This is a genomic window from Streptomyces fructofermentans, assembly GCF_014651055.1.
GTDB lineage: Bacteria > Actinomycetota > Actinomycetes > Streptomycetales > Streptomycetaceae > Streptomyces > Streptomyces fructofermentans.
Window position 1 is genome coordinate 56,465 of record NZ_BMWD01000029.1, and the last position, 23,772, is coordinate 80,236.

At 73.4% G+C, this 23,772-nt stretch carries 22 protein-coding genes; 9 read left to right on the plus strand and 13 right to left on the minus strand.

From position 1 onward, the window contains the following. Positions 1-175: 175 nt before the first annotated feature. Positions 176-1,594: a HEAT repeat domain-containing protein gene (locus tag IE265_RS31210; protein WP_190039104.1), complete on the minus strand. Its 1,419-nt coding sequence runs from the start codon at positions 1,592-1,594 to the stop codon at positions 176-178. 301 nt (positions 1,595-1,895) lie between these two features. Next, the gene (locus tag IE265_RS31215) at positions 1,896-2,288 is read right to left on the minus strand and encodes an ankyrin repeat domain-containing protein (RefSeq protein ID WP_190039105.1); all 393 of its coding nucleotides are present in this window, start codon (positions 2,286-2,288) and stop codon (positions 1,896-1,898) included. Between the two features lie 303 nt (positions 2,289-2,591). On the opposite strand from IE265_RS31215, the gene IE265_RS31220 reads away from it, so the two are divergent. Together IE265_RS31220 and IE265_RS31225 are read left to right on the plus strand one after the other, a co-directional pair. Then, complete coding sequence (locus tag IE265_RS31220) at positions 2,592-2,786, plus strand: hypothetical protein (RefSeq protein WP_190039106.1); 195 nt, start codon at positions 2,592-2,594, stop codon at positions 2,784-2,786. A 37-nt stretch (positions 2,787-2,823) separates the two neighbouring features. Beyond that, on the plus strand, positions 2,824-4,449 hold the full coding sequence (locus IE265_RS31225) for a P-loop NTPase family protein (RefSeq protein ID WP_190039107.1): 1,626 nt from the start codon (positions 2,824-2,826) through the stop codon (positions 4,447-4,449). A gap of 10 nt (positions 4,450-4,459) precedes the next feature. Here the strand turns inward: IE265_RS31225 and IE265_RS31230 are convergent, their stop codons facing one another. Beyond that, on the minus strand, positions 4,460-5,959 hold the full coding sequence (locus tag IE265_RS31230; RefSeq protein ID WP_190039108.1) for an SCO1417 family PLP biosynthesis transcription factor: 1,500 nt from the start codon (positions 5,957-5,959) through the stop codon (positions 4,460-4,462). A 208-nt stretch (positions 5,960-6,167) separates the two neighbouring features. Between IE265_RS31230 and yczE the strand changes: the two genes are divergently transcribed. The 4 genes from yczE to IE265_RS31250 all read left to right on the plus strand — a co-directional run bounded on the left by yczE (position 6,168) and on the right by IE265_RS31250 (position 9,633). After that, entirely contained in the window at positions 6,168-6,827 is a 660-nt protein-coding gene (yczE, locus tag IE265_RS31235; protein ID WP_190039109.1) for a membrane protein YczE, read from the plus strand. Continuing rightward, positions 6,824-7,591: a glycerophosphodiester phosphodiesterase family protein gene (locus IE265_RS31240; RefSeq protein WP_190039110.1), complete on the plus strand. Its 768-nt coding sequence runs from the start codon at positions 6,824-6,826 to the stop codon at positions 7,589-7,591. The genes yczE and IE265_RS31240 overlap by 4 nt, the downstream gene beginning before the upstream one ends. 62 nt (positions 7,592-7,653) lie before the next feature. Then, positions 7,654-9,003: an MFS transporter gene (locus IE265_RS31245; RefSeq protein ID WP_190039111.1), complete on the plus strand. Its 1,350-nt coding sequence runs from the start codon at positions 7,654-7,656 to the stop codon at positions 9,001-9,003. A 255-nt stretch (positions 9,004-9,258) separates the two neighbouring features. Continuing rightward, the gene (locus IE265_RS31250) at positions 9,259-9,633 is read left to right on the plus strand and encodes an RNA polymerase-binding protein RbpA (RefSeq protein ID WP_003977404.1); all 375 of its coding nucleotides are present in this window, start codon (positions 9,259-9,261) and stop codon (positions 9,631-9,633) included. Positions 9,634-10,007: 374 nt separating this feature from the next. Here the strand turns inward: IE265_RS31250 and fxsA are convergent, their stop codons facing one another. From fxsA to IE265_RS31270, 4 genes are all read right to left on the minus strand, one after another. Then, entirely contained in the window at positions 10,008-10,589 is a 582-nt protein-coding gene (gene fxsA / locus IE265_RS31255; protein WP_190039112.1) for an FxsA family membrane protein, read from the minus strand. Positions 10,590-10,892: 303 nt separating this feature from the next. Further along, positions 10,893-11,663 (minus strand): polyprenol monophosphomannose synthase, encoded by a 771-nt coding sequence (locus IE265_RS31260; protein WP_190039113.1) that lies wholly within the window; start codon positions 11,661-11,663, stop codon positions 10,893-10,895. Between the two features lie 503 nt (positions 11,664-12,166). Next, the gene (locus IE265_RS31265; RefSeq protein ID WP_190039114.1) at positions 12,167-13,837 is read right to left on the minus strand and encodes an amidohydrolase; all 1,671 of its coding nucleotides are present in this window, start codon (positions 13,835-13,837) and stop codon (positions 12,167-12,169) included. A gap of 89 nt (positions 13,838-13,926) precedes the next feature. Next, the gene (locus IE265_RS31270) at positions 13,927-14,367 is read right to left on the minus strand and encodes an Lrp/AsnC family transcriptional regulator (protein ID WP_190039115.1); all 441 of its coding nucleotides are present in this window, start codon (positions 14,365-14,367) and stop codon (positions 13,927-13,929) included. A gap of 265 nt (positions 14,368-14,632) precedes the next feature. On the opposite strand from IE265_RS31270, the gene IE265_RS31275 reads away from it, so the two are divergent. Further along, positions 14,633-15,070, plus strand: a complete 438-nt coding sequence (locus tag IE265_RS31275; protein WP_190039116.1) for a hypothetical protein — start codon at positions 14,633-14,635, stop codon at positions 15,068-15,070. 32 nt (positions 15,071-15,102) lie between these two features. Here IE265_RS31275 and IE265_RS31280 read toward each other — a convergent pair whose 3' ends face one another. Both IE265_RS31280 and IE265_RS31285 read right to left on the minus strand, forming a co-directional pair. Beyond that, complete coding sequence (locus IE265_RS31280; RefSeq protein WP_190039117.1) at positions 15,103-16,197, minus strand: phosphotransferase family protein; 1,095 nt, start codon at positions 16,195-16,197, stop codon at positions 15,103-15,105. Between the two features lie 32 nt (positions 16,198-16,229). Then, positions 16,230-17,354, minus strand: coding sequence for an Rv3169 family protein (locus IE265_RS31285; protein ID WP_190039118.1), 1,125 nt, complete (start codon positions 17,352-17,354; stop codon positions 16,230-16,232). Positions 17,355-18,039: 685 nt separating this feature from the next. On the opposite strand from IE265_RS31285, the gene IE265_RS31290 reads away from it, so the two are divergent. Continuing rightward, the gene (locus IE265_RS31290) at positions 18,040-18,399 is read left to right on the plus strand and encodes a hypothetical protein (RefSeq protein WP_190039155.1); all 360 of its coding nucleotides are present in this window, start codon (positions 18,040-18,042) and stop codon (positions 18,397-18,399) included. Here the strand turns inward: IE265_RS31290 and IE265_RS31295 are convergent. Then, on the minus strand, positions 18,362-19,534 hold the full coding sequence (locus IE265_RS31295; protein ID WP_190039119.1) for an acyl-CoA dehydrogenase family protein: 1,173 nt from the start codon (positions 19,532-19,534) through the stop codon (positions 18,362-18,364). The two genes, IE265_RS31290 and IE265_RS31295, sit on opposite strands and share 38 nt — an antisense overlap. 342 nt (positions 19,535-19,876) lie before the next feature. Between IE265_RS31295 and IE265_RS31300 the strand changes: the two genes are divergently transcribed. Next, a complete protein-coding gene (locus tag IE265_RS31300; protein WP_190039120.1) occupies positions 19,877-21,151 on the plus strand; it encodes a glycoside hydrolase family 18 protein in 1,275 nt (424 codons plus the stop codon). A gap of 54 nt (positions 21,152-21,205) precedes the next feature. On the opposite strand, the gene IE265_RS31305 is transcribed toward IE265_RS31300, so the two are convergent. The 3 genes from IE265_RS31305 to IE265_RS31315 form a co-directional block, all read right to left on the minus strand. After that, positions 21,206-21,865: a TetR/AcrR family transcriptional regulator gene (locus tag IE265_RS31305; RefSeq protein ID WP_190039121.1), complete on the minus strand. Its 660-nt coding sequence runs from the start codon at positions 21,863-21,865 to the stop codon at positions 21,206-21,208. 171 nt (positions 21,866-22,036) lie between these two features. Beyond that, positions 22,037-22,207, minus strand: a complete 171-nt coding sequence (locus IE265_RS31310; protein WP_190039122.1) for an SCO1431 family membrane protein — start codon at positions 22,205-22,207, stop codon at positions 22,037-22,039. A gap of 146 nt (positions 22,208-22,353) precedes the next feature. Continuing rightward, positions 22,354-23,727: a C39 family peptidase gene (locus IE265_RS31315; RefSeq protein WP_190039123.1), complete on the minus strand. Its 1,374-nt coding sequence runs from the start codon at positions 23,725-23,727 to the stop codon at positions 22,354-22,356. Between the last annotated feature and the right edge of the window lie 45 nt (positions 23,728-23,772).

The following is a 23,772-nucleotide window of genomic DNA, read 5'->3' on the forward strand; positions in this document are numbered from 1 at the left end:
GGAACGTCCCGTGAGCGTTGCGCTCCGCGTGCCCCCTCGTCACGCGCGGGTCACGCTCCGGCGTCCGGACCCGCACCTGCGGGCCACGGCCCGACGACGCGGACCCGACACCCCGGCGCCGCCCGGTCCGGGCGCGGCACTCCCGGCGGGCCGGGGTGCCGCGGCCCCGCGGGTGTCACACGGCGGACGCGTCCGGGCCGATGCGGCTGCGGACCGCGGTCTGCACCTCGGCCTCCTCGGCCGGGTCCGAGGCGAGCCGCCGGAGCCGCTCGACGACCCGGGCGTCGCCGGTCTCCGCGTGCCGGGCGGCCACCTCGCGGGTGGACTCCTCGCAGTCCCAGAGGCATTCGACGGCGAATCCGGCGGGGAAGGAGGGGTCGGTGGCGGCGAGCGCGCGGGCGGCGCGCCCGCGCAGCACGGACGAGGCGGTCTCGCGGTAGACGTGCCGCAGGACGGGGGCCGCGCCGGCGATGCCGAGCCGTCCGGCGCCGTCCACGAGGGTCCACAGGGTCGGTGCGTCGGGGCCCTCGCCGCGCACGGCCTCGCGGAGCGCGCCGAGGACGAGGTCACGGTCGTGCGCCCCGCCGCGGCAGGCCAGGACGCGTCCCGCCGCCTCGCCGAGGGCGTCGGGCCGGTGGACCCAGCCGCGCGCCCGTTCCACGGCGGCCGTGCTCTGCATCCGTTCGAAGGCCTCCACGGCCGCCTCCACGACGAGGCGGGAGCCGGAGTCCTGGGCGGCCTCGACCAGGTCGAGGGCGTCGGGATCGTCGCGGTCGGCGAGATGGCGCAGGGCGGTGCACCGCGCGCCGTCGTCCCCGGTCCTCGCCGCTTCGACGATCTCGGGGCGGTCCTCGGGTCCGGCGACGGCCGTCAGGCAGCGCGCGGCCGGGACGTGGAGCGCGGCGCCGCGCTCGACGCCCTGCTGGGCCCATTCGAAGACGGCCCGCACGCTCCAGCCGGGGCGGGGACCCGAGGGCCGCATCTGGCGTTGCCAGCGGTCGAAGGAGCCGGCTTCCCGGGCGGCCCGCACGCGTGCGCCGACGGCCTCGCGGGGGTCGTCGGCCCACAGCCGCCAGGGCCGCGGCTCGAAGGAGTCCCGTACGACGGCCGCCAGCTCGGCGTCCCCCTCGGGACCGGCCGGGAACCGGGCGAGCACCGGGGTAGCGAGGGCCCGCAGGCCCGCGTCGTCGTCCCGCAGCGCCAGTTCGTCGAGGGCCCAGGCCCAGTTGGCGCCCACGGCGGCGTAGCGCCGCAGCAGGTCGAGCGCGTCCCGCCGCCCGTAGGAGGCGAGGTGTCCGAGGACGGCGAGCGCGAGGCCCGTACGGGACTCGTCGGTGTCGAGCACGTCCTCGGCGTCGAAGAGGTGCGCCTCGATCTCGTCGAGCGATCCGCCCAGGTCGAGATGGAGGCGTGCGTAGTAGAGGGAGCGGTTCTCCACCTGCCAGTCGTGGCGGGGGTCGCGGAGCACGCAGTGGTTCAGTGCCGCGAGCGCTTCGGAGCGCGGTGCGGTGAGCGCGTGCAGCGTGCCGTCGCCGCGGCCCCTCTGGAGCAGGCCGAGCAGCGTACCGCTGGGCGCTATGACCGGATCGAACATGGGAAACAGCCTCACATCAAGCGTCGACGCAACCGGGGATCCTGCTCTACCTGGCCGCGTGACAACACGTCGGGGCGCCCGCCGTTTCCTGCTTGCTGTAGACCATCTTCCTCTGCCTCTCGTCGGTGGCCCGTGCGGGCCGCGTCACGGCCCGCGCGGTGCGGCAACACCTGCCCAGCCATCGCGTCCGTGAATCACGACGTCATGATGACCCAGCGGTTCTCGCTGCCGCGACCGCATTTCCGGCGGCCCCGTACCGCCTCCCCCAAAATTGCCGTTCCGCCTGGTCAGGCGGCCTTGTTCAGTGCACGCCGAACAGTTCGAGCAGGTCGGCCTTTTCGAACATACGGGCGGTGTCGACGGCGGACGGCGTGCCCGCGGCGGGGTCGGCGCCGGCGTCCAGGAGCGCCCGGATGACGGCGTCCTCGCCCTTGAAGACCGCTCCGGCGAGCGGCGTCTGGCCCCGGTCGTTGATCCGGTCGGCCTCGGCGCCGCGCTCCAGCAGGGCGCGGACCGCGTCGGCGTGGCCGTGGTACGCGGCCAGCATCAGGAGCGAGTCGCCCCGGTCGTTGGTCAGATTGGCCGGAACACCGGCCTCTACATAGGCCACGAGCTCCTCCGTCCGTCCCTTGCGGGCCAGATCGAAGATCTTGGTGGCCAGCTCCACGACCTCGGGGTCGGGGACTTCACTCATCGGCTGCACCTTCTCTCGACTGCACGGACGGGGGACCGCGGGCGGGCACGGCCGCCGATGCGCGGCCGTACGAGTGAATCGCCAGCGTACTGGCTCGGCGGGCACATGACGGGGCCCGCCCGAGGCAAGGATCAGCACGAGCCCGGCACGCCCGTCGAGCGGCGGCCCGGACGACCTCGCCGGACGGGACCACCGGAGTGAAATATGGAGAAATTCACTCAGTTGCACCTTTTATCGTATGGATACATCCTGTGAGCCTGGAAGTACTCATGGTGACTGTCCCCCTCAACCAGGAGAACTCACATGATCCTGTCCATCTCCGGCGTAGTGCTGCTCGGCATCATCGTCTTCCTCTTCTTCCGCAAGGACGGCCTCAAGGCCTCCCACGCGATGGTCTGCGCCCTCTTCGGGTTCTACCTCGCGGGCACGGCCATCGCCCCGAGCATCCAGGCGGGCGGCGCGAGCCTCGCCAGCCTGCTCGGCGGGATCAAGTTCTGACCCTCACCCCGTTCGCACGCACCTCCAGGAGACAGCAGTGGCCCGGCGTCCTCTCCCCCGCATTCTGAGTACCGGCAGCGCGCAGATCGCCCGCGGTCGGGACCTGGCCAGGACGGCCGCCGACAGCGCCACCGACGTCCTCCACCCGCTGATCACGATGAGTCGTGGACTGCGCCGGCTGGCAGCCGCCGGACGGCGCAAGTGGGCGGACACGCCGAAGGACCGGCGTGGTCCACTGCTGTTCCTGGTGGCCTCGGTCGTACTGGTCGTGGCCCTCGTCCCGTACGGGCCGCTGCTCGCCGTCATCACCCTGATGTCGGCGGCCGCGTGGCACGGCCGGGACCGCACCCCGCCCGCTCCGGCGGGCCCCGACGAGGCGCAGACCAAGCGTCTGGAGTCGCTCTACGAGGCGCTCGTCCCCTACTTCTCGGTCCCCGAGGACCCCGCGCCGCTCTACGCCCACGGCGGAGAGTGGGAGAAGGCCTTCCCCTCGTACGAGTTCGACGACAGCGGGCGCGTCTGCCACCTCTCGATCCACTACCCCGCCTATTTCACCGACGGGGAGCCCGACGCCCGCGCCCGCATCGAGCAACTGCTGCACGCCAAGTCGGGCCGCGGGCGCGAGTACCGCTTCGAATGGGACGAGGAGGGCAACCTGCTCACGGTCACCGTCCTCCCACCGCTCCCGACCGACGTGGCGGCCCAGCGGTTCGTCACGGCTCCGGGCGAGATCGTCCTCGGCCTCACCGACCCCGCCGGTGTGCCGCGCACTCTCCCGCTGACCTTCGGCGAGGAGCGGCGCGACGTCCCTCCGGTCGTCTGGCGCACCGGTACGCGCTCGACCGAGCCGCACCTCCTCGTGGTCGGCGATCCCGGCAGCGGCACCACCACCCTGCTGCGCTCGGTGGTGCTCCAGGCCCTCCAGCACGGCGACGTCCTGATCGTCGAGGGCGGCGGCACCGGCGAGTTCGCGTGCCTCGGCGGGCGCGACGGGGTCCTGGCCGTGGAGTGCGGGCCGGCGGGCGCGCTGGCCGGCCTGGAATGGGCGGCGAACGAGACCGAGCGCCGGCTCATCGCCGCGAACCGGGCACGCCAGGCGGGCCACGCCCCGCCCGAGGACACCAGGCGTCCCCTCTGGATCGTCCTCGACCGCCCGACCGTGCTCGGACACCTGTCCGCGGCCGAGGGGCGCGTGGACCCGCAGTCCCTGCTGCAGGTGCCGCTGCGCCACGGCCGCGCCGCCGGGGTGACCGTGGTGGTGGCCGAGCAGTTCGACGCGCTCGACTCGCTCAGCGACGCGGTCCGCGACCACACCCGCGCGCGTGTCGTCCTCGGTCCCGCCTCGACGGACCGCCTCGAAGCGGTGCTCGGGTCGCCCCCGCGCACGACCCCGGCGCCCGACGTGCCCCCGGGCCGCGGATACGCGCGGCTGGGCTCGGGTCCGGTCCACCGCCTCCAGGTGCCGGCCACCCCGGACCCGTACGACGAGGCCACCAGCGAGACCCACCGCCAGGCGGTGCTCTCGCTGCTGCCCCCGCACACGGCACCCACGGACGCGGCACCGGCTGCCGAGCCGGTGCCGGACCCCGGTGACGGGGCCGCCTCCGGCATGGCGAGCGGCGGGCCCGTCGCGGCACCCGTGGCCGTCACCGCCGAGGGCTGAGCGGGAGGCGTCACGCCACGAACGTGCGCGGCGCCTCCGTCCCCCCGCTCGCTCCCGTCTCCACCAGCCGGGCCGCCGCCGCCAGCCGCGCGGCGGCCTCGTCGGCCAGCGCGCCGCCGACCGTGAACGGCAGCCGCACATAGCCCTCGAAGGCCCCGTCGACACCGAAGCGGGGCCCCGAGGGCACCCGCACACCCACCCGCTCGCCCGCCTCCGCGAGCCGCGAGCCCGACAGGCCGCCCGTGCGCACCCACAGCGTCAGCCCGCCGCGCGGCACCTCGAACTCCCAGCCGGGCAACTCCCTGCGCACCGCCGTGACGAGGGCGTCCCTGTTGTCCCTGGCCTGGTTGCGCCGCACCTCCACGGCCTGCTCCCAGCCGCCCGTGCTGAGCAGCCAGTTCACGGCGAGCTGCTCCAGGACGGGGGTGCCGAGGTCGGCGTAGGCGCGCGCCGCGACCAGGCTGCGGATGACGTCGGGCGCGGCCCGGACCCAGCCGATCCGCATGCCGGCCCAGAACGCCTTGCTCGCCGAGCCGACCGTGACGACCGTCGACCCCGCCGGGTCGAAGGCGCAGACCGGGCGGGGCAGCTCGGGCCCCTCGTCGAGATGCAGTTCGCTCATGGTCTCGTCCACGACCAGCACCGTGCCCGCGGATCGTGCCGCGTCGACGAGCTGACGCCGCTGGTCCTCGTCGGCGAGCGCGCCCGTCGGATTGTGGAAGTCCGCCACGACGTACGCGAGCCGGGGCGCCGCGTCGCGCAGCACCTGCCGCCAGCGGTCCACGTCCCAGCCCTTCAGCCCCTCGGCCATGGCCACGGGCACCAGCCGGGCCCCGGCCTCCCGCATGAGCTGGAGGATGTTGGCGTACGAGGGCGACTCGACGGCGATGCGCTCTCCGCGCCCCGCGAAGAGATGGCAGATCGCGTCGATGGCCCCCATGGCTCCCGTGGTCACCATGATCTGCTCCGGCATCGTCGGGATGCCCCGGGCGGTGTACCGCTCGGCGAGCATCTCGCGCAGCGCGGGCAGCCCCGCCGGATAGTCGCCGTGCGTGTGGGCGTACGGCGGAAGCTCCTCCAGGGCGCCCTTGACCGCCCGCGTGAGCCACGGCTCGGGCGCGGGCAGCGCCGCGCAGCCGAGGTCGATCATGGAGCCCAGCGCCTCGGGCGGCAGCGGTTCCAGGCCGCGCGCGGGCAGCGGGTTCCCGGCCGGGACGGCGGTCCAGCTGCCCGCCCCCCTGCGCGACTCCAGGAAGCCCTCCGCGCGCAGCGCCTCGTAGGCCGCGGCCACGGTGGTGCGGCTGACGGAGAGCGACAGGGCGAGTTCCCGCTCGGCGGGCAGGCGGGCCGCGACGGGCACCCGGCCCTCCAGGACCAGCAGGCGGATGCCGTCGGCCAGTGCCCGGTAGGCCGGCGGACGGCGTGTGCCGGGCCCCGCCGGGCGCTCCTGCTGGGAGTTGAGCAGCCGGGCGAGCTGGGCGGCTCCCACCGCCGAGGTCCACTGCGCCATGATTTCCAGTCCACCTTCCCCGAATTGGCCATGGAAGAGGCTTCTTCTCAAGCCACAGAGTGTCATGGACCGGTCCACCATCGCCACAAGGGGGCACTCCTTGTCCGTTCCACCGGGTCCACCGGGTCCACCGGGTCCGTCACGCACGACAGGCACGACAGGCACGACAGGCACGACAGGCACGACACCTGCGCCGCCTCCGCTGCGCGTGTCGCGCCCCGGGCGCCATCTCACGCGCCGCCTGTTCCAGCTCTACGCGGGGCTGGCCCTGTACGGCGTCAGCTCGGCGCTCCTCGTCGAGGCGGGGCTCGGCCTGGAGCCGTGGGGCGTCCTGCACCAGGGCCTCGCCGAGCTGACGGGGCTCACGATCGGCGTGGTGTCGATCGTCGTGGGCGCGGCGGTCCTGCTCCTGTGGATCCCGATGCGGCAGCGCCCCGGCCTCGGCACGGTCTCCAACGTCTTCGTCGTCGGCCTCGCGATGGACGGCACGCTCGCGCTGGTCCCCGGCGCGCACGCGCTCGCCGTCCGCGTCCCCCTGCTGGTGGCGGGCATCCTGCTCAACGGCGTGGCGACGGGCCTCTACATCGCGGCCCGCTTCGGTCCCGGCCCGCGCGACGGCCTGATGACCGGGCTGCACCGGCGCACCGGGCGCTCGATCCGCCTCGTGCGCACCTCGCTCGAAGTCACCGTCGTGGCCACGGGCTTCGCGCTCGGCGGCACGGTCGGCGCGGGCACGGTCCTGTACGCGCTGGCCATCGGCCCCCTCGCCCAGCTCTTCCTGCGGGTCTTCGCCGTTCCCCCGGCATCACCGGGGAGCGGCACGGGCGTTGCCGCAGGGTCACCCGGGCGGGTCATACTGCGCGGGTGACCACCCGCGCGCGCCATCCCTACCTCGACCGCCCCGGCCCCATCGCCTTCGCCCACCGGGGCGGGTCGGCGGACGGCCTGGAGAACACCACGGCCCAGTTCCGGCGGGCGGTCGAGGCCGGCTACCGGTACATGGAGACCGACGTGCACGCCACGGCGGACGGCGGTCTCGTCGCCTTCCACGACGAGACGCTGGACCGGGTGACCGACGGGGCCGGCCGGATAGCCGACCTCCCCTGGGAGGACGTGCGGCAGGCGCGCGTGGCGGGCGCCGAACCGGTGCCCCTGTTCGAGGAACTCCTGGAGACCTTCCCCGAGGTCCGCTGGAACGTCGACGTCAAGGCCGGGCCCGCGCTGGAACCGCTGCTGGACCTGATCCGCCGCACGGACTCCTGGGACCGTGTCTGCGTCGGCTCGTTCTCCGAGGCGCGCGTGGCCCGCGCTCAGCGCCTGGCCGGTCCGCGCCTCGCCACCTCGTACGGCGTCCGCGGCGTGCTGGGGCTGCGGCTGCGCTCGTGGGGCCTGCCCGCCCCGGTGCGCCGGTCGGCGGTGTGCGCGCAGGTGCCCGAGGCCCACTCGGGCGTCCCGGTGGTCGACCGCCGCTTCGTGCGCACCGCGCACGCGCTCGGACTCCAGGTCCACGTGTGGACCGTGAACGACCCGGAGCGGATGCACCGGCTCCTGGACCTGGGGGTCGATGGCATCATGACCGATCACATCGAGACGCTGCGCGGGGTCCTGGAGGACCGCGGCACCTGGGTCTGACGACCCGGGCGCACCGCGCGGCGTCCGTGCAAGGGGACGGCGACGGGGAAGCGAGGGCACGGGTGGGCACCGACACCGTGCGGGAACGGCCGGCGGACGACATCGCCGAACGGCGCCGCGAACAGCGCGGCTGGTACTTCTACGACTGGGCCTGCTCCGTCTACTCGACGAGCGTGCTCACTGTGTTCCTCGGCCCCTATCTGACGTCGGTCGCCAAGGCGGCGGCGGACGCGGACGGGTTCGTGCATCCGCTGGGCGTGCCGCTGCGCGCCGGCTCCTTCTTCGCGTACGCCGTGTCCGCGTCCGTGATCGTGGCGATCGTCGTGATGCCGCTCGCGGGTGCCGCCGCCGACCGCACCGGCCGCAAGAAGCCCCTCCTCGCGGCGGCCGCCTACCTGGGCGCGGCGGCCACGGCCGCCATGTTCTTCCTCGACGGCGACCGCTATCTGCTCGGCGGGTTGCTGCTCGTCGTGGCGAACGCGTCGCTGGCCGTCTCCATGGCGCTCTACAACTCCTATCTTCCGCAGATCGCCCCGCCGGAGGAGCGCGACGCCGTCTCCTCACGGGGCTGGGCCTTCGGCTACGCCTCGGGCGCGCTCGTCCTGCTGGCGAACCTGGTCCTCTACAGCGCCCACGACACCTTCGGGGTCTCGGAGGGGACGGCGGTGCGCATCTGCCTCGCCTCGGCCGGGGTCTGGTGGGGCGCCTTCACGCTCATCCCGCTGGCCCGGCTGCGCGACCGCCGCACGGCGCCCGCCGCGGGCCCGTCCGTCCACGGCTGGCGGCAGCTCGCCGCCACCGTGCGGGACATGCGCCGGCAGCCGCTCACACTCGCCTTCCTGCTCGCCTACCTGATCTACAACGACGGTATCCAGACGGTGATCTCACAGGCCTCCGTGTACGGCTCCGAGGAGCTGGGGCTCGGCCAGTCGACACTGATCGTCGCCGTCCTCCTGGTCCAGGTGCTCGCCGTGGCCGGCGCCCTGGGGATGGGCCGGCTCGCCCGGAGCTTCGGGGCGAAGCGCACGATCCTGGGCTCGCTGGTCGCCTGGACCCTCATCCTGGGCGCGGGCTACTTCCTGCCCGCGGGCGCACCCGCCTGGTTCTTCGTGCTCGCCGCGGGGATCGGCCTGGTGCTCGGCGGCAGCCAGGCCCTGTCCCGGTCCCTGTTCTCCCACCTGGTGCCGCCCGGCAAGGAGGCCGAGTACTTCTCGGCGTACGAGATGAGCGACCGCGGAATGAGCTGGCTCGGCCCGCTGCTGTTCGGTCTGACGTACCAGCTGACGGGAAGCTACCGGGACGCGATCATCTCGCTCGTGGCCTTCTTCGCGCTGGGATTCGTGCTGCTGGCGCGGGTCCCGGTACGCCGGGCGGTGCGCGACGCGGGCAACCCGGTTCCGGCGAGGATTTAGCGCCGAGCGCCAAAGGGCGGTAGTGTACGCGTTTGGCCTGCCAGGCGTACCGTTACTGCGCGTCAAAGATGCCGAAACGGTGGGTCACATCTGCCAGCAGATGTGACAAACCGGGCGCAGGTGGGTACAACAAGGGCGGCTACGACGGCGACGCATGAGCCCGGAACGGGAATCTTTACCGCCGACCGGACGTTGACCGGATGACGACGACAGCGACACCTGTCCTGTGGGCGACAAGCCCGGGAGGCACGATTCATGAGTGAGCGAGCTCTTCGCGGCACGCGCCTCGTGGTGACCAGCTACGAGACGGACCGCGGCATCGACCTGGCTCCGCGCCAGGCCGTGGAGTACGCATGCGAGAAGGGCCATCGTTTCGAGATGCCCTTCTCGGTGGAGGCGGAGATCCCGCCGGAGTGGGAGTGCAAGGTCTGCGGGGCCCAGGCACTCCTGGTGGACGGCGACGGCCCTGAAGAGAAGAAGGCCAAGCCCGCGCGTACGCATTGGGACATGCTGATGGAGCGGCGTACGCGGGAGGAGCTCGAAGAGGTCCTCGAAGAGCGTTTGGCCGTGCTTCGCTCCGGAGCCATGAACATCGCGGTACATCCGCGGGACAGCCGCAAGTCCGCGTAGTCCCTCCGGGGCCTGAGCGGCATACAAGGCACGCACGCGACCGCGGGTGCCGTACCTCCGGGTACGGTGCCTGCGGTTTTGTGCGTCCTGGTGCGGGTTCCTCGGGTCCGGACCCGAGGAAGCCGAGGAAGCCGAGGAAGCCGAGGAAGGGGACGCCTTCCACGCCCGCGGGAGGCCGGACGCCCCGAGCCCGGCCGGACGCTTCCGGCTTCGCCACCACTGCCGCCGACGCCGGCGAACGGGGTGGGGCCCGGAGGGTCCGTGGCCGTCCGGGTGGGACGGCAGCCCGGTGCAGGCGCGGGGGCTCTGACCGGACCGGCCGCGCGCGGATGACATGGGGAAACCCCCGGCGGCGGAACCACCGGGGGCCCGGGTCAGCGGTTGAGCGGCGGGTACGGGCCCGGGGTGCCGTCGGGGCCCCGCGGGGTGTCCTCGCGGATGACCTCGCCCTGGACCACCTTGCCGTCGGGGCGGTGCATGCGCGCCTGCTGGAAGGCGTCCCCGAGGGTGCCGGGCGCGGCCTTGCGCAGCTTGCGCCGGAAGGCGCGCTCACCGTAGCGGCCGAGGGCCTTCTGGACCGGGGGGACGAGCAGCAGCAGTCCGAGCGCGTCGGAGATCAGCCCTGGCACCATCAGCAGCAGGCCGCCGAGCATCATCAGGCCGTTGCCCTCGGCGGCGCCGCCGCGCTGCGGGGGTACTCCGCCCTGCTGCTGTTGCAGGGTCTCGCTCAGGGCGCGAAAGGCCCGGCGGCCGGCCCGCTTGATGACCACACCGCCGAGAACCAGTCCGGCGACCAGCAGCAGGAAGACGGCGAGGCCGCCCACCGCGCTCGCCACAGCGATCAGCACCCAGATCTCCAGCACCACCCACACGGCGAGGCCGAGCGGCAGGAACCTGAGCGGCCGGGAGCGCCGGGGCCGGACTGAGGAGGGCGGGGTCGGAGCGCCAGTCGTCATGGCTCCAGTGTGCCTGGGCGCGGCTCAGTACGGCGTAAGCGCTTGTTCAGGCCCGGCGGCGAGCCCGCCGCCGACGGGCGATCGGCCGGACGCCGACCACCGGCGGGCCGGTGTCCGGCCGCGTACGGTCCCGGCGCGCGCGGGGTCCGGTGGACCGTGACCGCCCCGGGGGCCGCCGGGGACCGCCTCGGGCGCCGGGCGAGGCCGCACGCGACGACCCGGCGACCCGGCAAACCGACGCCGCGGCGACCCGGCGATCCGGCGACCGCAGTGGAACACCCGCGCGGCGCCCGCCCTGCCCCGTCAGTGCCTGCGGGTACGCCCGAGGACGCGTCCGGCCCGCTCCCCCACGCCCCACGTGGTGACCCGCCACAGCGCCTCGACGAGGATGTCCCGGCTCATCTTGGAGTCGCCCAGTTCCCGCTCGACGAACGTGATGGGCACCTCGACGACGTGGTGGCCGGCCTTGACGGCCCGCCGGGCCAGGTCGACCTGGAAGCAGTAGCCCTGCGAGGAGACGTCGTCGAGGCCGAGGCTTTCGAGGGTCTCGCGGCGGAAGGCCCGGTACCCCCCGGTGACGTCGCGGATCGGCACGTCGAGCAGTACACGGGAGTAGAGGCTGCCGCCGCGTGAGATGAACTCACGGGACTTGGGCCAGTTCACCACCCGCCCGCCGGGCACCCAGCGGGAGCCGAGCACGAGGTCCGCGCCCTTGAGCGCGGTGAGCAGCCGGGGCAGTTCCTCGGGCTGGTGCGAGCCGTCGGCGTCCATCTCGACCAGGACGCCGTAACCGCGTTCGAGACCCCAGCGGAAGCCCGCGAGGTAGGCGGCGCCGAGGCCCTCCTTGCCCTTGCGGTGCAGCACGTGCACCTGGTCGTCGTCGACCGTCAGCTCGTCGGCCAGCTTGCCGGTGCCGTCGGGGCTGTTGTCGTCGGCGATCAGGACGTGCGCCGCCGGCACAGCCGTACGCACCCGGCCGACGATCGCCTTGATGTTCTCCGACTCGTTGTAGGTCGGAATGATCACCAGCGTCGTACCGAGCGGGCCGAACCGTCGTTCACCGCCGTCGTTCACAGCTTCCCCTTAAGACATCCGCGCAACGGGGCTCCACCATAGCGAGCGCCGCAGCTCACACCGATGAGGCACCGGCCCGAATGCCTCGGGAGGAGGGGGAATCTGCGGATCGGGGCCCGGCGCCCTTCGGGCCGACCTGGGACCCGCTGGCTGCGGGTCGACCGAGAGCCGTTGTCTACTGAGCGTCCGGGCCCCACCCGGGTCGCACCATCCGGCCGGAACGTTCCCTCGCCCCGTGGGCGCGGGCGCTGGGCCTGGCTCCCAGTGGTGGTGCGCCGGTGCGGCACACCACCCCTGACCCAACTGCGCTTCGGCGGCTGTGCGGAAGTTCACCGGTCGGACGTCCGGTGGTGGACCCGGCCGAACCTACCGGCCATCCGCCTCTCGCTGTCAACAGCCGTGTGAGCTGCGGCTTTACCCACAAACCGCAGGTCAGCGGCGAGGACGCGCAGGTCGCGCAACCGGGTGGCGGGCCATGATCGACGACCCGGCGGTCCCGTACATCACTCGTCCGGCCGTACGAATACGGTCCGGCCGTCCACGACGGTGCGCAGGCAGACGGGCAGGGGCGCGCCGGGTGTCAGGTCGGGGAGTCCGGGGGTCCCGGAGCGGGGGTCCGTGGACCAGCGGGCGACCCGGTCGTCGGGCGCCTGGACCACGAGTTCCTCGGTGCGCCACACGGCGTAGTCGGCGGGGGCTCCCGGTACCAGGACCCCCGCGTCGTCGCGTCCGACCGCCCGCCAGCCGCCCCGCGTATGCGCCGTGAACGCGGCGCGCGCGGAGATGCGGTGCTCGGCCGTCCGGTGGAAGGCCGCCGCGCGCACGGTGCCCCAGGGGTCGAGCGGGGTGACCGGGCTGTCGGAGCCGAAGGCCAGCGGCACACCGGCGCGCAGCAGCGCGGCGAAGGGATTGAGGGTGCGGGCGCGTTCGACGCCCAGGCGTTCCGCGTACATGCCCTCGTCGCCGCCCCACAGCGCGTCGAAGGCGGGCTGCACGGAGGCCGTGAGGCCGAGTTCGGCGAATCCTGCGATCGTCCCAGGGGTGAGCATCTCGGCGTGTTCGACGCGGTGCCTGGCGGCTCGCACACGGGCCGCTCCGACCTTCTCGGCGGCGGCGCGCATCCCGTCGACCACGGACGCCACGGCGGCGTCCCCGATGGCGTGGAAGCCCGCCTGGAGCCCCGCCTCGGTACAGGCCACCACATGGGCGGCGACCGCATCGCGGTCCAGGTAGGCGGTCCCGGTGTGCCCGGCGCCTCCGGCGGCGACCCCGGCAGCGGTGTCGGCCGCGGCGGCCGTGTCCCGGTAGGGCTGGTGCAGGCAGGCCGTCCGGGAGCCGAGGGCGCCGTCCACGAAGAGGTCGCCTGCGGCCCCGGCGGCCCCGAGGGCGCGGGCCCGTTCCACCCCCTCGGTGCCCGCCTCCGCCCAGTAGCCGACGACCCGGGGCCCGGCCTCGTCGGCGGCGAGCCGCAGCAGGGAGGTGAAATCGTCCTCCGAGGAGATCTCGGGGCCCGCGCACTCGTGGACGGACCCGATGCCGAGCGAGGCGGCGTGGCGCAGCGCGGCGCGCTGGGCCTGCTCCCGCTGCTGCGGCGTCACGGCCGCGAACGCCGCGGCGCGTACGGCGTGATGGGCGTCGCGGACGAGCGGCTCGCCGTCCTGGAAGCCGGCCGCCCGGCGTACGCCCGGCGCCAGGTCGAGCATGGAGGTGGTGGCGACCGCCGAGTGGACGTCGATGCGGGTGAGGTAGAGCGGGCGGCCACCGGTGGCCTCGTCCAGCTCGTCCCGGCGCGGGGGCCTGCGCTCCGGCCAGCGGGAGGCGTCCCAGCCGTGGCCGAGGAGCACCCGGTCGTGGGGGTGGGCGGCCGCGAAGTCGCGTACGCGGGTCATCGCCTCGGCGAGGCTGCGGGCGGTGGAGAGGTCGAGGCCGGTGAGGGCCAGCCCGGTGGCCGTGGTGTGGACGTGCGCGTCGGTGAACGCCGGGGTGACGAGCGCTCCTTCGAGGTCCACCACCTCGTCGACGCCCTGCGCGAAGGCGTCGGCCGCGCCCTCCGAGCCGACCCAGGCGACCTGTCCCCGTTCCACGACCATCGCGGTGGCGAACGGGTCGGCGGGGCTGTGGACCTCCCCGCCGCGCAGCAGCACGGTGCGGGGGGTGGCGGTGCTCTCACTCATGGGAACAGTCTCGCCCCTCGGAACCGCCGTCCCGCGCGCGGGGCGCTCCGGGGGCGCGGGGCGCGGTTCCCCGGGGTGGGGAACCGCGCTCAGATCTTCGCCGGGCGGGCCTCGTACGGCGTCGACAGGACCACCGTCGTGCGGGTGGAGACGCCCGCCAGGGAGCGCACGCGGGCGAGCAGCTCCTCCAGTTCGTGCGGGGTGGCGACCCGGACCTTCAGGATGTAGTTCTCGTCGCCGGCGACGCTGTGGCAGGCCTCGATCTCCGGTACGCCCGCCAGCCGCTCGGCGATGTCGTCCGGGGCACTGGGGTCGAAGGGTTTCACCGAGATGAAGGCGGTCAGCGGCAGCCCGACGGCCTCCGGGTCGACGACCGCGGCGTATCCGCGGATCACTCCGCGCTGCTCCAGCCGGCGCACCCGCTGGTGCACGGCCGACGTGGACAGTCCCGTGGCCTTCCCGAGGTCGGTGTAACTCATCCGCCCGTCTTCGACGAGCAGCTGCACGATGTGGCGGTCCAGCTCCTCCATGGCGGAGAACCTACAGGGCACTTGATCCCGTCGGGTACTCTGCGGCGCAGGTCATACCCGGTTTGTGATGTGCCCGGGAGCAGCCACCGACATGCCCGGGGGACAAATCAGCCGGGTCGGGCACCTGCAGGCGGCATGTGACGAACACCACATGGCGGCGGTCGGTTCCGTGATGTTCTCGTGATTACCGCAGATGCGGGACGGGAAGTGCTTGCTGTGGTCGAGGTCGCAGTGCCTTGTCGGCCCACCCGAGGGGGAGTAGCCCATGCAGAACCTGAAGCGTCCTGGTCGCGCCGCGTCCAAGCGGCAGCAGCCCGTCCTCGAGCCCGAGCCGGAGGGCGTCGAACCCGACGCCCTGGACGGTGAAGAGCTCGACGACTACGACACTTTCGAGATGTACCGGGTGATCTGCCCGGACTGCGCGCAGCCGATCGCGCTCCTGGCGGACGAGGAGACCCTGCCGGAGCACGCGCTGTGCGCGACGCCGTGGAATCCGTTCGGCCTCACGGTCTGCGCCGGCACGGGCCGCGCCGCGGCCGACGCCCGGCCCGCCGACGAGTCGATGGAGGTTCAGGAGCAGGACACCGCCCTGCTCCTGACGCTCCCTCAGGGACTCGACTGGCGGACGCAGCCCTTCTCGCACGTCGGTGGCCCCGGTTCGCGCCCCATGCAGGTGCCGGTGATGCGCCGCCAGGCCGCCTGAGCGACCCGGCCCGGGTCCGGCCCGGTCCGACCTCAATTCCCGTAACTGGCCTGCACCATGGCCCGCAGACTGGCGTGGTGCAGGATCAGGGTGTCCGGGTCCGCCGGTACGGCGACCTCACCGAAGTGCACCTGCCGGTAGGCCACGCGCAGCATCACCACGGCGTGCCGCAGGGCCGCGTAGAGGATGTGGAAGTCCATGTCCCGCGGCGCGTGTCCGGTGAGCCGGGCGTAGCGGGCCTCGACGTTGTCGCGGCGCATGAAGCCGGGCAGTCCGGGCTGCCCGAACCCCACCGTGAGGTCCTGGAAGAAGCGGTGCAGGTAGATCATCCAGCCGAGGTCGACCTCCCGGGGCGCGAGTCCCGCCATCTCCCAGTCGAGCACGGCGGCGGGCGTGAAGCCGTCGTAGATGACGTTGCCGATACGGGCGTCACCCCAGCTCAGCACCGTCTCGCCCTCGTCGCGGGGCCAGAGCGCGTCGAGCCGGTCGAAGGCCTCCTCGACGAGGGGTGAGCGCGGCAGTCCGTCGACCACCCAGGCGTAGTAGGCGCTTTGGGCCTCGACGTGCCGCCGCAGGGCGCTGCCCCCGCCCGGCGCCGCGAGGAAGTCCGCCTCGCTCACCGGGACCTGGTCGTGCAGCCGGGCGAGCAGCCCGACGGAGGCGGCCTCGAGCCGCTCGCGCTCGGTGTCTCCCGCCGCGTGCAGCCAGTTCCCCTCGTACGTGTAGGGCATGACGTCCGGCGGTACGCGGCCGTCGACGCGCTCCATGACGAGGAAGGGCGCCCCGAGCGGCCCGGCGTCCTCCTCCAGCCACAGCACGCGCGGCACCGGCACATCGCTGCGCTCCGCCACCAGCCGCAGTACGCGGTACTGGCGCGGCAGGTCGTAGACGGGGAATACGGTGTACGCCGCCGGATCCGCCGCCAGCCTCAACGCGCAGGCGCGGACGGGTGGTTCGGGGTGGTCGATGTCGAAGAGCAGTGTCTCGCTGGACATCCCGTTGGACTCGGGCACCCGGACGCCGACCGCCTCGGCGCCGGGCAGCCGTGCGGCCAGCCAGGCGGTCAGGCGCCGGGTGACTTCCTCCGGATCACGGGTGGTCGTACGCGGACGCGGTGCTGTGGCCATGTCCCCACTCCCTCGGGAGCCGCGGTCCCCCGTCAGGGCGCGACCGAGTCGAAGCCGGTGAACCCGCTCGGGTCGTGCCGCCCGAACGAGCCGTGCTCGAAGATCCCGTACCCGACCCGCCCGTCGAAGGTGAAGCGGGCCGCGTGGTCGGTCACTCCGTAGGCGGCCGGGGCGAGCACGGCCGGGTCGGTGAGGTCGTAGGAGCGCCGGTCGGTCCAGCCGCGCCCGCGCCAGGTGCCGTGCTGCCAGTCGCCGGCGGGCGGGTAGCCCGCGCCCACGGCGAGCGGGGAGGAGGTGAGGATCTCGGCGCCGAGTTCGAGCGGCTCCCGGTGGTCGCCCAGCCGGACGACCGCGCGCTCCGGCGTGCGGGTGCCGCTGCGGTAGGCGATCTCCGCCCGCGGCCAGCCGAGTTGGCGGTCGCGGTCGCCCTCGCGCACCAGGGTCGCGTCGTTGAGGGTCCGGTGGCCGTCCGCGTCCTCCTGGACGACGACCATCAGGAAGCGGTCGTCGAAGCGGACGGGGCACCAGAGCCAGTGGAAGCCCTCGGTGGGGTGCTCCTCGGCGAGCCTGCCGCCCTCCTCGCCGGGCAGCGGGCGGGTGCCCCAACTCCGGTCGCGGGTACCGGTCCAGCCGTCCGCGGTCACCCGCGTCTCCTCGCCCGCGACCCTGATCCGGCCCTCGCAGCGGCCCGCCTGCACGAACCGCCTGCCCTCAAGGGTGAGGCGGGCGCCCCGTCGCTGGAGGTGGTGCGGCTCCCAGAGGGCGGGGAACTCCGCCGACCAGGTGATCTCGTACGACAGCCCGTCCGGGTGCGCCGGATCGGCCTCGCAGCTCAGGACGAAGCGCTTCAGCGGGCGTTCGACCCGGATGCGGAGCGGACCGACGGCCATCGTCGTCCAGGTGTCGTCGCCGAGCGCGTCGCTGGCGCGCACGGCGTGCAGCATGTCGCCGGTGCGGAGTGTGGCGTAGGCGTCGACGACACCGACGTTCGGGTAGACGCCGAGTCCGAGGACGAGCAGGGCCCTGCCCCGATGGTCGAGGACGTGGAAGATGCACCGGTCGTAGGCGTTGCGGTCACCCGTCGCCACGTGCTTCATCGAGAGGGGCACCTGGTGCACGGGGTACTCGTCGAGAGGTACGGGGCGGTCGTCCGGCATCGGCTGCCTCCCGGGGCGCGCGGTACACGACGTCGCCCGGAGGGGTACGGCCCCCGGCGCGGAGTTGACGGTACGTCAGAAGCCGGGAAGGGGCCAGGGTGCGGGGGCGTCCGCGCGACGGGTGCGGAGGTCTCCGCGACGGGGCGCGGGAGTGGACGGGGCGCGGGAGTGGACGGGGTTGCGGGGGCGGGGTCCGAGGGCGGGCGGGGCCGGGGGCCGCTCGGCGGGGCCGGGGGCCGCTCGGCGGGGCCGGGGAATGCGCTCCTCGGGAGCCGACGACGCCCTGGAGCCCTCGTAGAGGCCGGAGGCCCGGAGGCCGGAGGCCCGGAGCCCGGAAGCCCGGAGGCCGGAGCCCGGAGCCCGGAGACCCGAGGGGCCGGGGAAGCCGGGGAAGCCGGAGGGCCCGGAAGGGTGGGTTCCGGTAATGCGTCGGCGGTTCGGACGCGCCGGCTCACGGACGGCACCAGCCCCACGCAACGACCGGGGGCTCGGAGGCGCCGAGGGCCCGGAGGGGCCGGGCGACTCGGCGGCACCGGGGCCCGAATGGGCCGACGCCTCGGCGGCACCGGCGGCTCGAAGGCGCCGGCGACTCGGAGGGGCCCGTCCCTGGAAGGGGCCCGTCGCGAACTGACGGGCGAATCCGGCCGCGGGTGACCTGTACGCCTCCGTGGGCGTTGGCCTCGGTATGACCCCCACATACACCGGGACGGGCACCGGCCAGCGCCGCCGGATCCTGCTCCCCTCGTCCGCAGAATCGGTTGCCCAGGTGCCTCCGGAAACGCAGCGGGCCCCGGAGGCGCAGAAGCCGCAGAGGTCACCGGGCGGTCAGGGCAGCCAGAGCGGTCAGGGCGCCCACACGCCCCTCCCGCCCCAGCAGTCCCCGGATCCCCCCATCTACCGCGCCCTGATGCGCACCTGGGCCGACCGGGGCCGGACCCTGCCGGGCCGTCACGACCCGGAGTGGGCCCGGCTGGCCGCACCCTCGGCGATGTACGGCTACGGGCAGTTCAGCGCGACTCGGGACCCGCTAGGTGACGGGCGATGACCATCCGCTGGATCTGGTTGGTGCCCTCCACGATCTGCAGCACCTTGGCCTCCCGCATGAAGCGCTCGGCCGGGAAGTCGGCGGTGTAGCCGTAGCCGCCGAGGACCTGGACGGCGTCCGTGGTCACCTTCATGGCGGCGTCCGTGCAGTGCAGTTTCGCCATGGCCGCCAGCTTGGCGAACGGGCGACCCGCGTCGCGCAGCCTGGCGGCGGCGAGGTACAGCGCGCGGCCCGCCTCGATCTGGGTCGCCATGTCCGCCAGCATGAAGCGCAGGCCCTGGAAGTCGGCGATCCGCCTTCCGAACTGCCGGCGCCCGGCGGCGTACTCGACCGCTTCGTCGAGCGCCGCCTGGGCCACGCCGATCGCGCAGGCCGCGATGCCGAGCCGCCCGGAGTCCAGCGCCGACAGGGCGATCGCGAAGCCCTGGCCCTCGTCGCCGACGCGCCGGTCGTCGGAGATCCGCACACCGTCGAAGTGGACCTGGGCGGTCGGCGAGCCCTTCATGCCCATCTTCCGCTCGGGCGCCGCCGCGCTCAGCCCCTCGGCGTCGCCCGGCACCAGGAACGCCGTGATGCCGCGCGGCCCCTCGCCGCCGGTGCGCGCGAGCACCGTGTAGAAGTCGGCGACCCCGCCGTGGGTGATCCACGCCTTGGTCCCGGTGATCACCCAGTCGTCGCCGTCCCGTACCGCCTTCGTGCTCAGGGAGGCGGCATCCGAACCGGAGGCCGGTTCGGAGAGGCAGTAGGCGCCGAGCAGGCCGCCGCCGAGCATCGCGGGCAGATGCTCGACCTGCTGCTCCTTGGTGCCGTAGTTCGCGAGCGCGTGACAGGACAGCGAGTGCACGCTGACGCCGAGGCCGACCGTGAGGCGGGCCGCGGCGAGCTCCTCCAGGACCTGGAGGTAGACCTCGTACGGCTGGTCGCCGCCGCCGTACTCGGAGTCGTAGGGGAGGCCGAGCAGCCCCGACTCGGAGAGCAGGTCGAACGTGTCTCGCGGGAAGACTCCGGCGTCCTCCTCCTCGGCCGCCGCCGGGGCGATCTCACGCTGCGCGATGTCGCGGACGAGCGAGATCAGATCCCGGGCCTCCTCCGTGGGCAGTTGCCGGTCCACCGGCTGCGGGGCGCGGTCGGGCATGGCGACGCTCTCCTCCCTGTCGGGCGCTGCGGCGGACGCACACCGGGTTGAGGTGGGTCCGCCGGGTCTTTCATGACGCAGTCGATGGTGCGCCTCCGGGTCGCGGAAGCGGCTGACCAGCGGCTGTGGCGCTGTGAGTATGCCCGATCCGCAGCAGTGCGTCACTTGTTAACGACCGTTCATTACGACACATCGCGCGCGGCCCCCGATTGGTCCGAACCATTGACGCACTGGTCTAGTCCTCCTAGGGTTCCCCCAGCGCCTCTACGCGTTCATGCCAAGAGGAGCCGGCAGGTCACGGCACCATCGCCCCCACGCACCCCTCCCCCACGAGGAGTCCCGATGCTCAGACCGCACCGACCCCGCTCCCGTTCACGCTTCCGAGCCGTGTTGTCCGCCGCGTGTTGCGCCGCCCTCGGAGCGGGTCTGCTCGCGGGCGCGGGCGCCGCGGCGGCCGAGAGTCCCGCGACGGCCCGCCCGGCCGCCGCCGCACAGCAGGCCGCCCCCACCGCGGCAGGCTCCAAGGTCGTCGGCTACTTCACCGAATGGGGCACCTACGACCGGAAGTACCTGGTCAAGAACATCCGGACGTCCGGCTCCGCCGCCAAGCTGACGCACATCAACTACGCGTTCGGCAACGTCACCGGCGGCAAGTGCGCCATGGGCGACGCCTACGCGGCGACCGAGCGCACCCACACCGCGGCCGAGTCGGTCGACGGCGTGGCGGACACCTGGGACCAGCCGCTGCGCGGCAACTTCAACCAGTTGCGCGAGCTGAAGAAGCTCCACCCGAACCTCAAGGTCCTGTGGTCCTTCGGCGGCTGGACCTGGTCCGGCGGCTTCACGGAGGCCGCGAGGAACCCGGCCGCCTTCGCCCAGTCCTGCTACGACCTCGTCGAGAACAGCAAGTGGGCGGACGTCTTCGACGGCATCGACATCGACTGGGAGTACCCGAACTCCTGCGGCCTGAGCTGCGACACCAGCGGACGGGCGGCGTACAAGAACCTGATGTCGGCGGTGCGCGCGAAGTTCGGCGGTTCCGCGCTGGTCACCTCGGCGATCCCGGCGGACGCCACCGCGGGCGGCAAGCTCGACGCGGCGGACTACGCGGGCGCCGCCCAGTACGTCAACTGGTACAACCCGATGACGTACGACTTCTTCGGCGCCTGGGACGCGACCGGACCCACGGCCCCGCACTCGCCCCTGACCTCGTACACGGGGATTCCGAAGGCGGGCTTCCACACCTCCGCGACGATCTCCAAGCTCAAGGCCATGGGCGTGCCGGCCTCGAAGCTGCTCCTCGGCATCGGCTTCTACGGCCGCGGCTGGACCGGCGTCACCCAGGCGGCACCCGGTGGCACGGCCACCGGCCCGGCGGCGGGCACGTACGAGCAGGGCATCGACGACTACAAGGTGCTCAGGACGAAGTGCCCGGCGACCGGCACGGTCGGCGGCACCGCGTACGCCAAGTGCGGCAACAACTGGTGGAGTTACGACACCCCGTCCACCATCGCCGGGAAGATGAACTACAAGAACGCGCAGGGTCTGGGCGGCACGTTCTTCTGGGAGTTGAGCGGCGACACCGCGAACGGTGAGCTGATCAGGGCGATCAACTAGCCGCTCGCGCAGGGCAGTCGGGGCGGGGCCCGGAGGATCGGGCTCCGCCCCGGCTCAACCGTCCCGGCGGGCGGGCTGCGGGGCGGGGTAGGACGCGTCGAGCTCCTCGACGGCCCGCATGGTGCCGCCCAGTGTCTTCACCAGCAACTCGCGCATGAGGTCGCGCGACAGTCCGTGGTGGTCGATCCAGTCGAGCGTGGCCCCCTCGACACTGCACAGCCAGCCGAGCAGCGCCATGCGGGGCAGCGGGGCGACCCGGCGGCGGCCGTACGCGCCCTCCGCGATCGTCTCGACGATGGCCTCACGCACGCTCTCCCGGATGGCGTGCACCTCGGCGTCGAAGCCGACGCCCCCGCTGATGATCGTCCGGTACGCGGCCTGGTTGTGCTCGGCGTAGCGCAGATAGCCCTCGATGGTGCGGTGCACGCGCTGATCGGGGGGCAGTTCGAGGCCTCCGGCCGCCCGGGAGACGAGATCGGTGACCGAGTCCTGCACGATCGCCAGGTAGTAGCCGCGCTTGGACTTGAAGTAGTAGTAGATCAGCCCCTTGGCGACCTGCGCCTGCTTCGCGATGTCGTCCATCGACAGGGCGTCGTACGACGTGTCGGCGAACAACTTCCGCCCGATGGCGATGAGTTCGGCCCGGCGGGCCAGGGAGCGGTCGGTGCCGCGGGCCCCTGGACGGTCGACCCCGGGCTGTCGGCTGTTATTCAATTCCGGACCTGTCTCCAACCGCGAGCGGGACTTCCGCAGTATGGCAGAACCGGGCCGCCGCCCTGTTCGACTCTCTTCGACGGCGGTCGCGGGGCCCTGCGCGGCCGTCGAGGAGCACTACCGGTCCCGGACCGGCCACGGCGGCGCCCTGCGGCGCCGGCCGGGGTCGCGTCAGACCAGGCCGAGCCGCGTCACGAGCATCGCGACCACGACGACGAGCACCCAGCCCGCGATGTGCTCGACGAGGCCGGGCCCGTCGTCCAGAGGCCCTCCGGTGCGGGTCCGGGCGTCGGGCGCGGAGCCGGCGGACGCGGAGGTCGCGGGCACTGAGGTCGCAGTCATGGCATCTCGCTGGTCTTGGCGTGCGGTGGACTCCCCCACCGCCGTCCAGCCTGCCACCGCCCCGGCCCCGCGCGGCGGAGACGTTGCTCACAGCACCGGACCCCCGGGCGGCGCCCGGGGGTCCGGTGGGGACTCGTCGGTACGCGTCAGCGCACGCCGACCGCGCGCAGCGCGCGCTTCTGCGCCGCGGAGGGCTTCGCCGGGAAGTAGAGGTAGCAGACTCCCCCCGTGCCGGAGACGACCTTGCCGGAGGCGTTGTACCGCTTGGTGCGGAGCCAGATTTCCTCGAATTCGCGCCGCTTGTAGACGTGCCGCACCGCGGCGTTGTCGGGCGAGGCCGGGTCGTTGGCGATCACGTCGCCGTCGGCGGTGAAGCCGATCACCGTCATCAGGTGCCCCGAGGTGCCGTACCCCGCGCCTGTCAGCTCCGTCTTGAGGAAGGACTGCGACGTTATGGCCGGGATGCCGGCCGCGATCAGCGTCTCCAGGTCGGTGAGCGAACCGAGCCGCGTCACAACGCCCTGGAGGTCCTTGTACGTCGAGGCGTACGCGGCGTTGAAGGGCCAGTTCCCGCAGCCGCGGTACTGGTGGTCGTAGGTGAACCGGGCCGCGTGGCACACCTGCGGGTCGGCGTACTCCGGCGCGATCCACGCCAGGTCCTCCGCGGTGGGCCTGCGCCCCCAGTACTCGATGATCATCTGGGAGGAGGTCGGGCTGCACCAGGCCTCTCCGCCGTTGTCGTACTCGGGGTACTGGCCCGCGTGGACCTCCTGCGAGTAGCGCGGCACGGCCAGCTCCCCGGCCCTGCCGGGCGTCGAGGCGGGCACCGTGAAGCGGTCCGGGACGTCGGAGGCCATGGCGCCGAGCCGCCACACGGTCGGCGTGCCCTTCGTGCCGGGCTTGCGGTACAGCGTCAGCCGCAGCCGGTACGAGACCAGCCGGAGGCCGGTGGACGCGTCGTCGATGGAGAAGGTGTCCGTCCAGACGGTGCTCCGGCCGTCGCTCTGGTCGTCCACCGAGGTGCGCTTGATGTCCTGGTCGCCGGACGCCCAGCGGCCCATCACGTACCAGGGCGCGGCCGTGCCGTCGGAGTAGGTGCCGGTCAGCTCGACCTGGAGCCAGGTGCCCGCGGGTGTCCGCGCGTTCCAGGAGGCGATGACCTCGGTGGCGGGCACGGCCGAGCGGTGGACGGGCGAGGTCCAGCGCGCGTACTCCCAGGCCGCGGTGGTGCCCGTGTGCGGGTCGGTGTAGTCGACGCGTCCCGCGGGCTTCGCGATCACCAGACCGGGGCGCGCGCCCGGGACGGCGCGGGTGCCTTCAGCGGTGCCGGAGCGCCAGTCGGCGTGCGAGGTCCAGGAACGGTTCTCCACGAGTGCGGCGGGCGCTTTCGACGGGGCATCGGCACGGTCGGGCGCGACCCGGCCGGTGGCGGCGGCCGCCGGGCTCGCGGCGCCCGCCGCGGCCGCGGCCACCGCCGCGGCCAGGACTGTTCTACGGGACGGCTGTTCGATTCTGGTCATGGACGGGTGACCCCCAGGTGTCCGGAGCGGGCTGGCCCTTGCACG

What these genes read in the sequence shown, in the direction of transcription:
- IE265_RS31300 (WP_190039120.1), top strand. Translation starts at nt 19,877, where the DNA reads ATGCTCAGACCGCACCGACCCCGCTCCCGTTCACGCTTCCGAGCCGTG.
- IE265_RS31215 (WP_190039105.1), bottom strand. Translation starts at nt 2,288, where the DNA reads ATGAGTGAAGTCCCCGACCCCGAGGTCGTGGAGCTGGCCACCAAGATC.
- IE265_RS31280 (WP_190039117.1), bottom strand. Translation starts at nt 16,197, where the DNA reads ATGGCCACAGCACCGCGTCCGCGTACGACCACCCGTGATCCGGAGGAA.
- IE265_RS31270 (WP_190039115.1), bottom strand. Translation starts at nt 14,367, where the DNA reads ATGGAGGAGCTGGACCGCCACATCGTGCAGCTGCTCGTCGAAGACGGG.
- IE265_RS31310 (WP_190039122.1), bottom strand. Translation starts at nt 22,207, where the DNA reads ATGACTGCGACCTCAGTGCCCGCGACCTCCGCGTCCGCCGGCTCCGCG.
- IE265_RS31220 (WP_190039106.1), top strand. Translation starts at nt 2,592, where the DNA reads ATGATCCTGTCCATCTCCGGCGTAGTGCTGCTCGGCATCATCGTCTTC.
- IE265_RS31285 (WP_190039118.1), bottom strand. Translation starts at nt 17,354, where the DNA reads ATGCCGGACGACCGCCCCGTACCTCTCGACGAGTACCCCGTGCACCAG.
- IE265_RS31230 (WP_190039108.1), bottom strand. Translation starts at nt 5,959, where the DNA reads ATGGCGCAGTGGACCTCGGCGGTGGGAGCCGCCCAGCTCGCCCGGCTG.
- fxsA (WP_190039112.1), bottom strand. Translation starts at nt 10,589, where the DNA reads ATGACGACTGGCGCTCCGACCCCGCCCTCCTCAGTCCGGCCCCGGCGC.
- IE265_RS31315 (WP_190039123.1), bottom strand. Translation starts at nt 23,727, where the DNA reads ATGACCAGAATCGAACAGCCGTCCCGTAGAACAGTCCTGGCCGCGGCG.
- IE265_RS31290 (WP_190039155.1), top strand. Translation starts at nt 18,040, where the DNA reads ATGACCCCCACATACACCGGGACGGGCACCGGCCAGCGCCGCCGGATC.
- IE265_RS31210 (WP_190039104.1), bottom strand. Translation starts at nt 1,594, where the DNA reads ATGTTCGATCCGGTCATAGCGCCCAGCGGTACGCTGCTCGGCCTGCTC.
- IE265_RS31250 (WP_003977404.1), top strand. Translation starts at nt 9,259, where the DNA reads ATGAGTGAGCGAGCTCTTCGCGGCACGCGCCTCGTGGTGACCAGCTAC.
- IE265_RS31275 (WP_190039116.1), top strand. Translation starts at nt 14,633, where the DNA reads ATGCAGAACCTGAAGCGTCCTGGTCGCGCCGCGTCCAAGCGGCAGCAG.
- IE265_RS31265 (WP_190039114.1), bottom strand. Translation starts at nt 13,837, where the DNA reads ATGAGTGAGAGCACCGCCACCCCCCGCACCGTGCTGCTGCGCGGCGGG.
- IE265_RS31295 (WP_190039119.1), bottom strand. Translation starts at nt 19,534, where the DNA reads ATGCCCGACCGCGCCCCGCAGCCGGTGGACCGGCAACTGCCCACGGAG.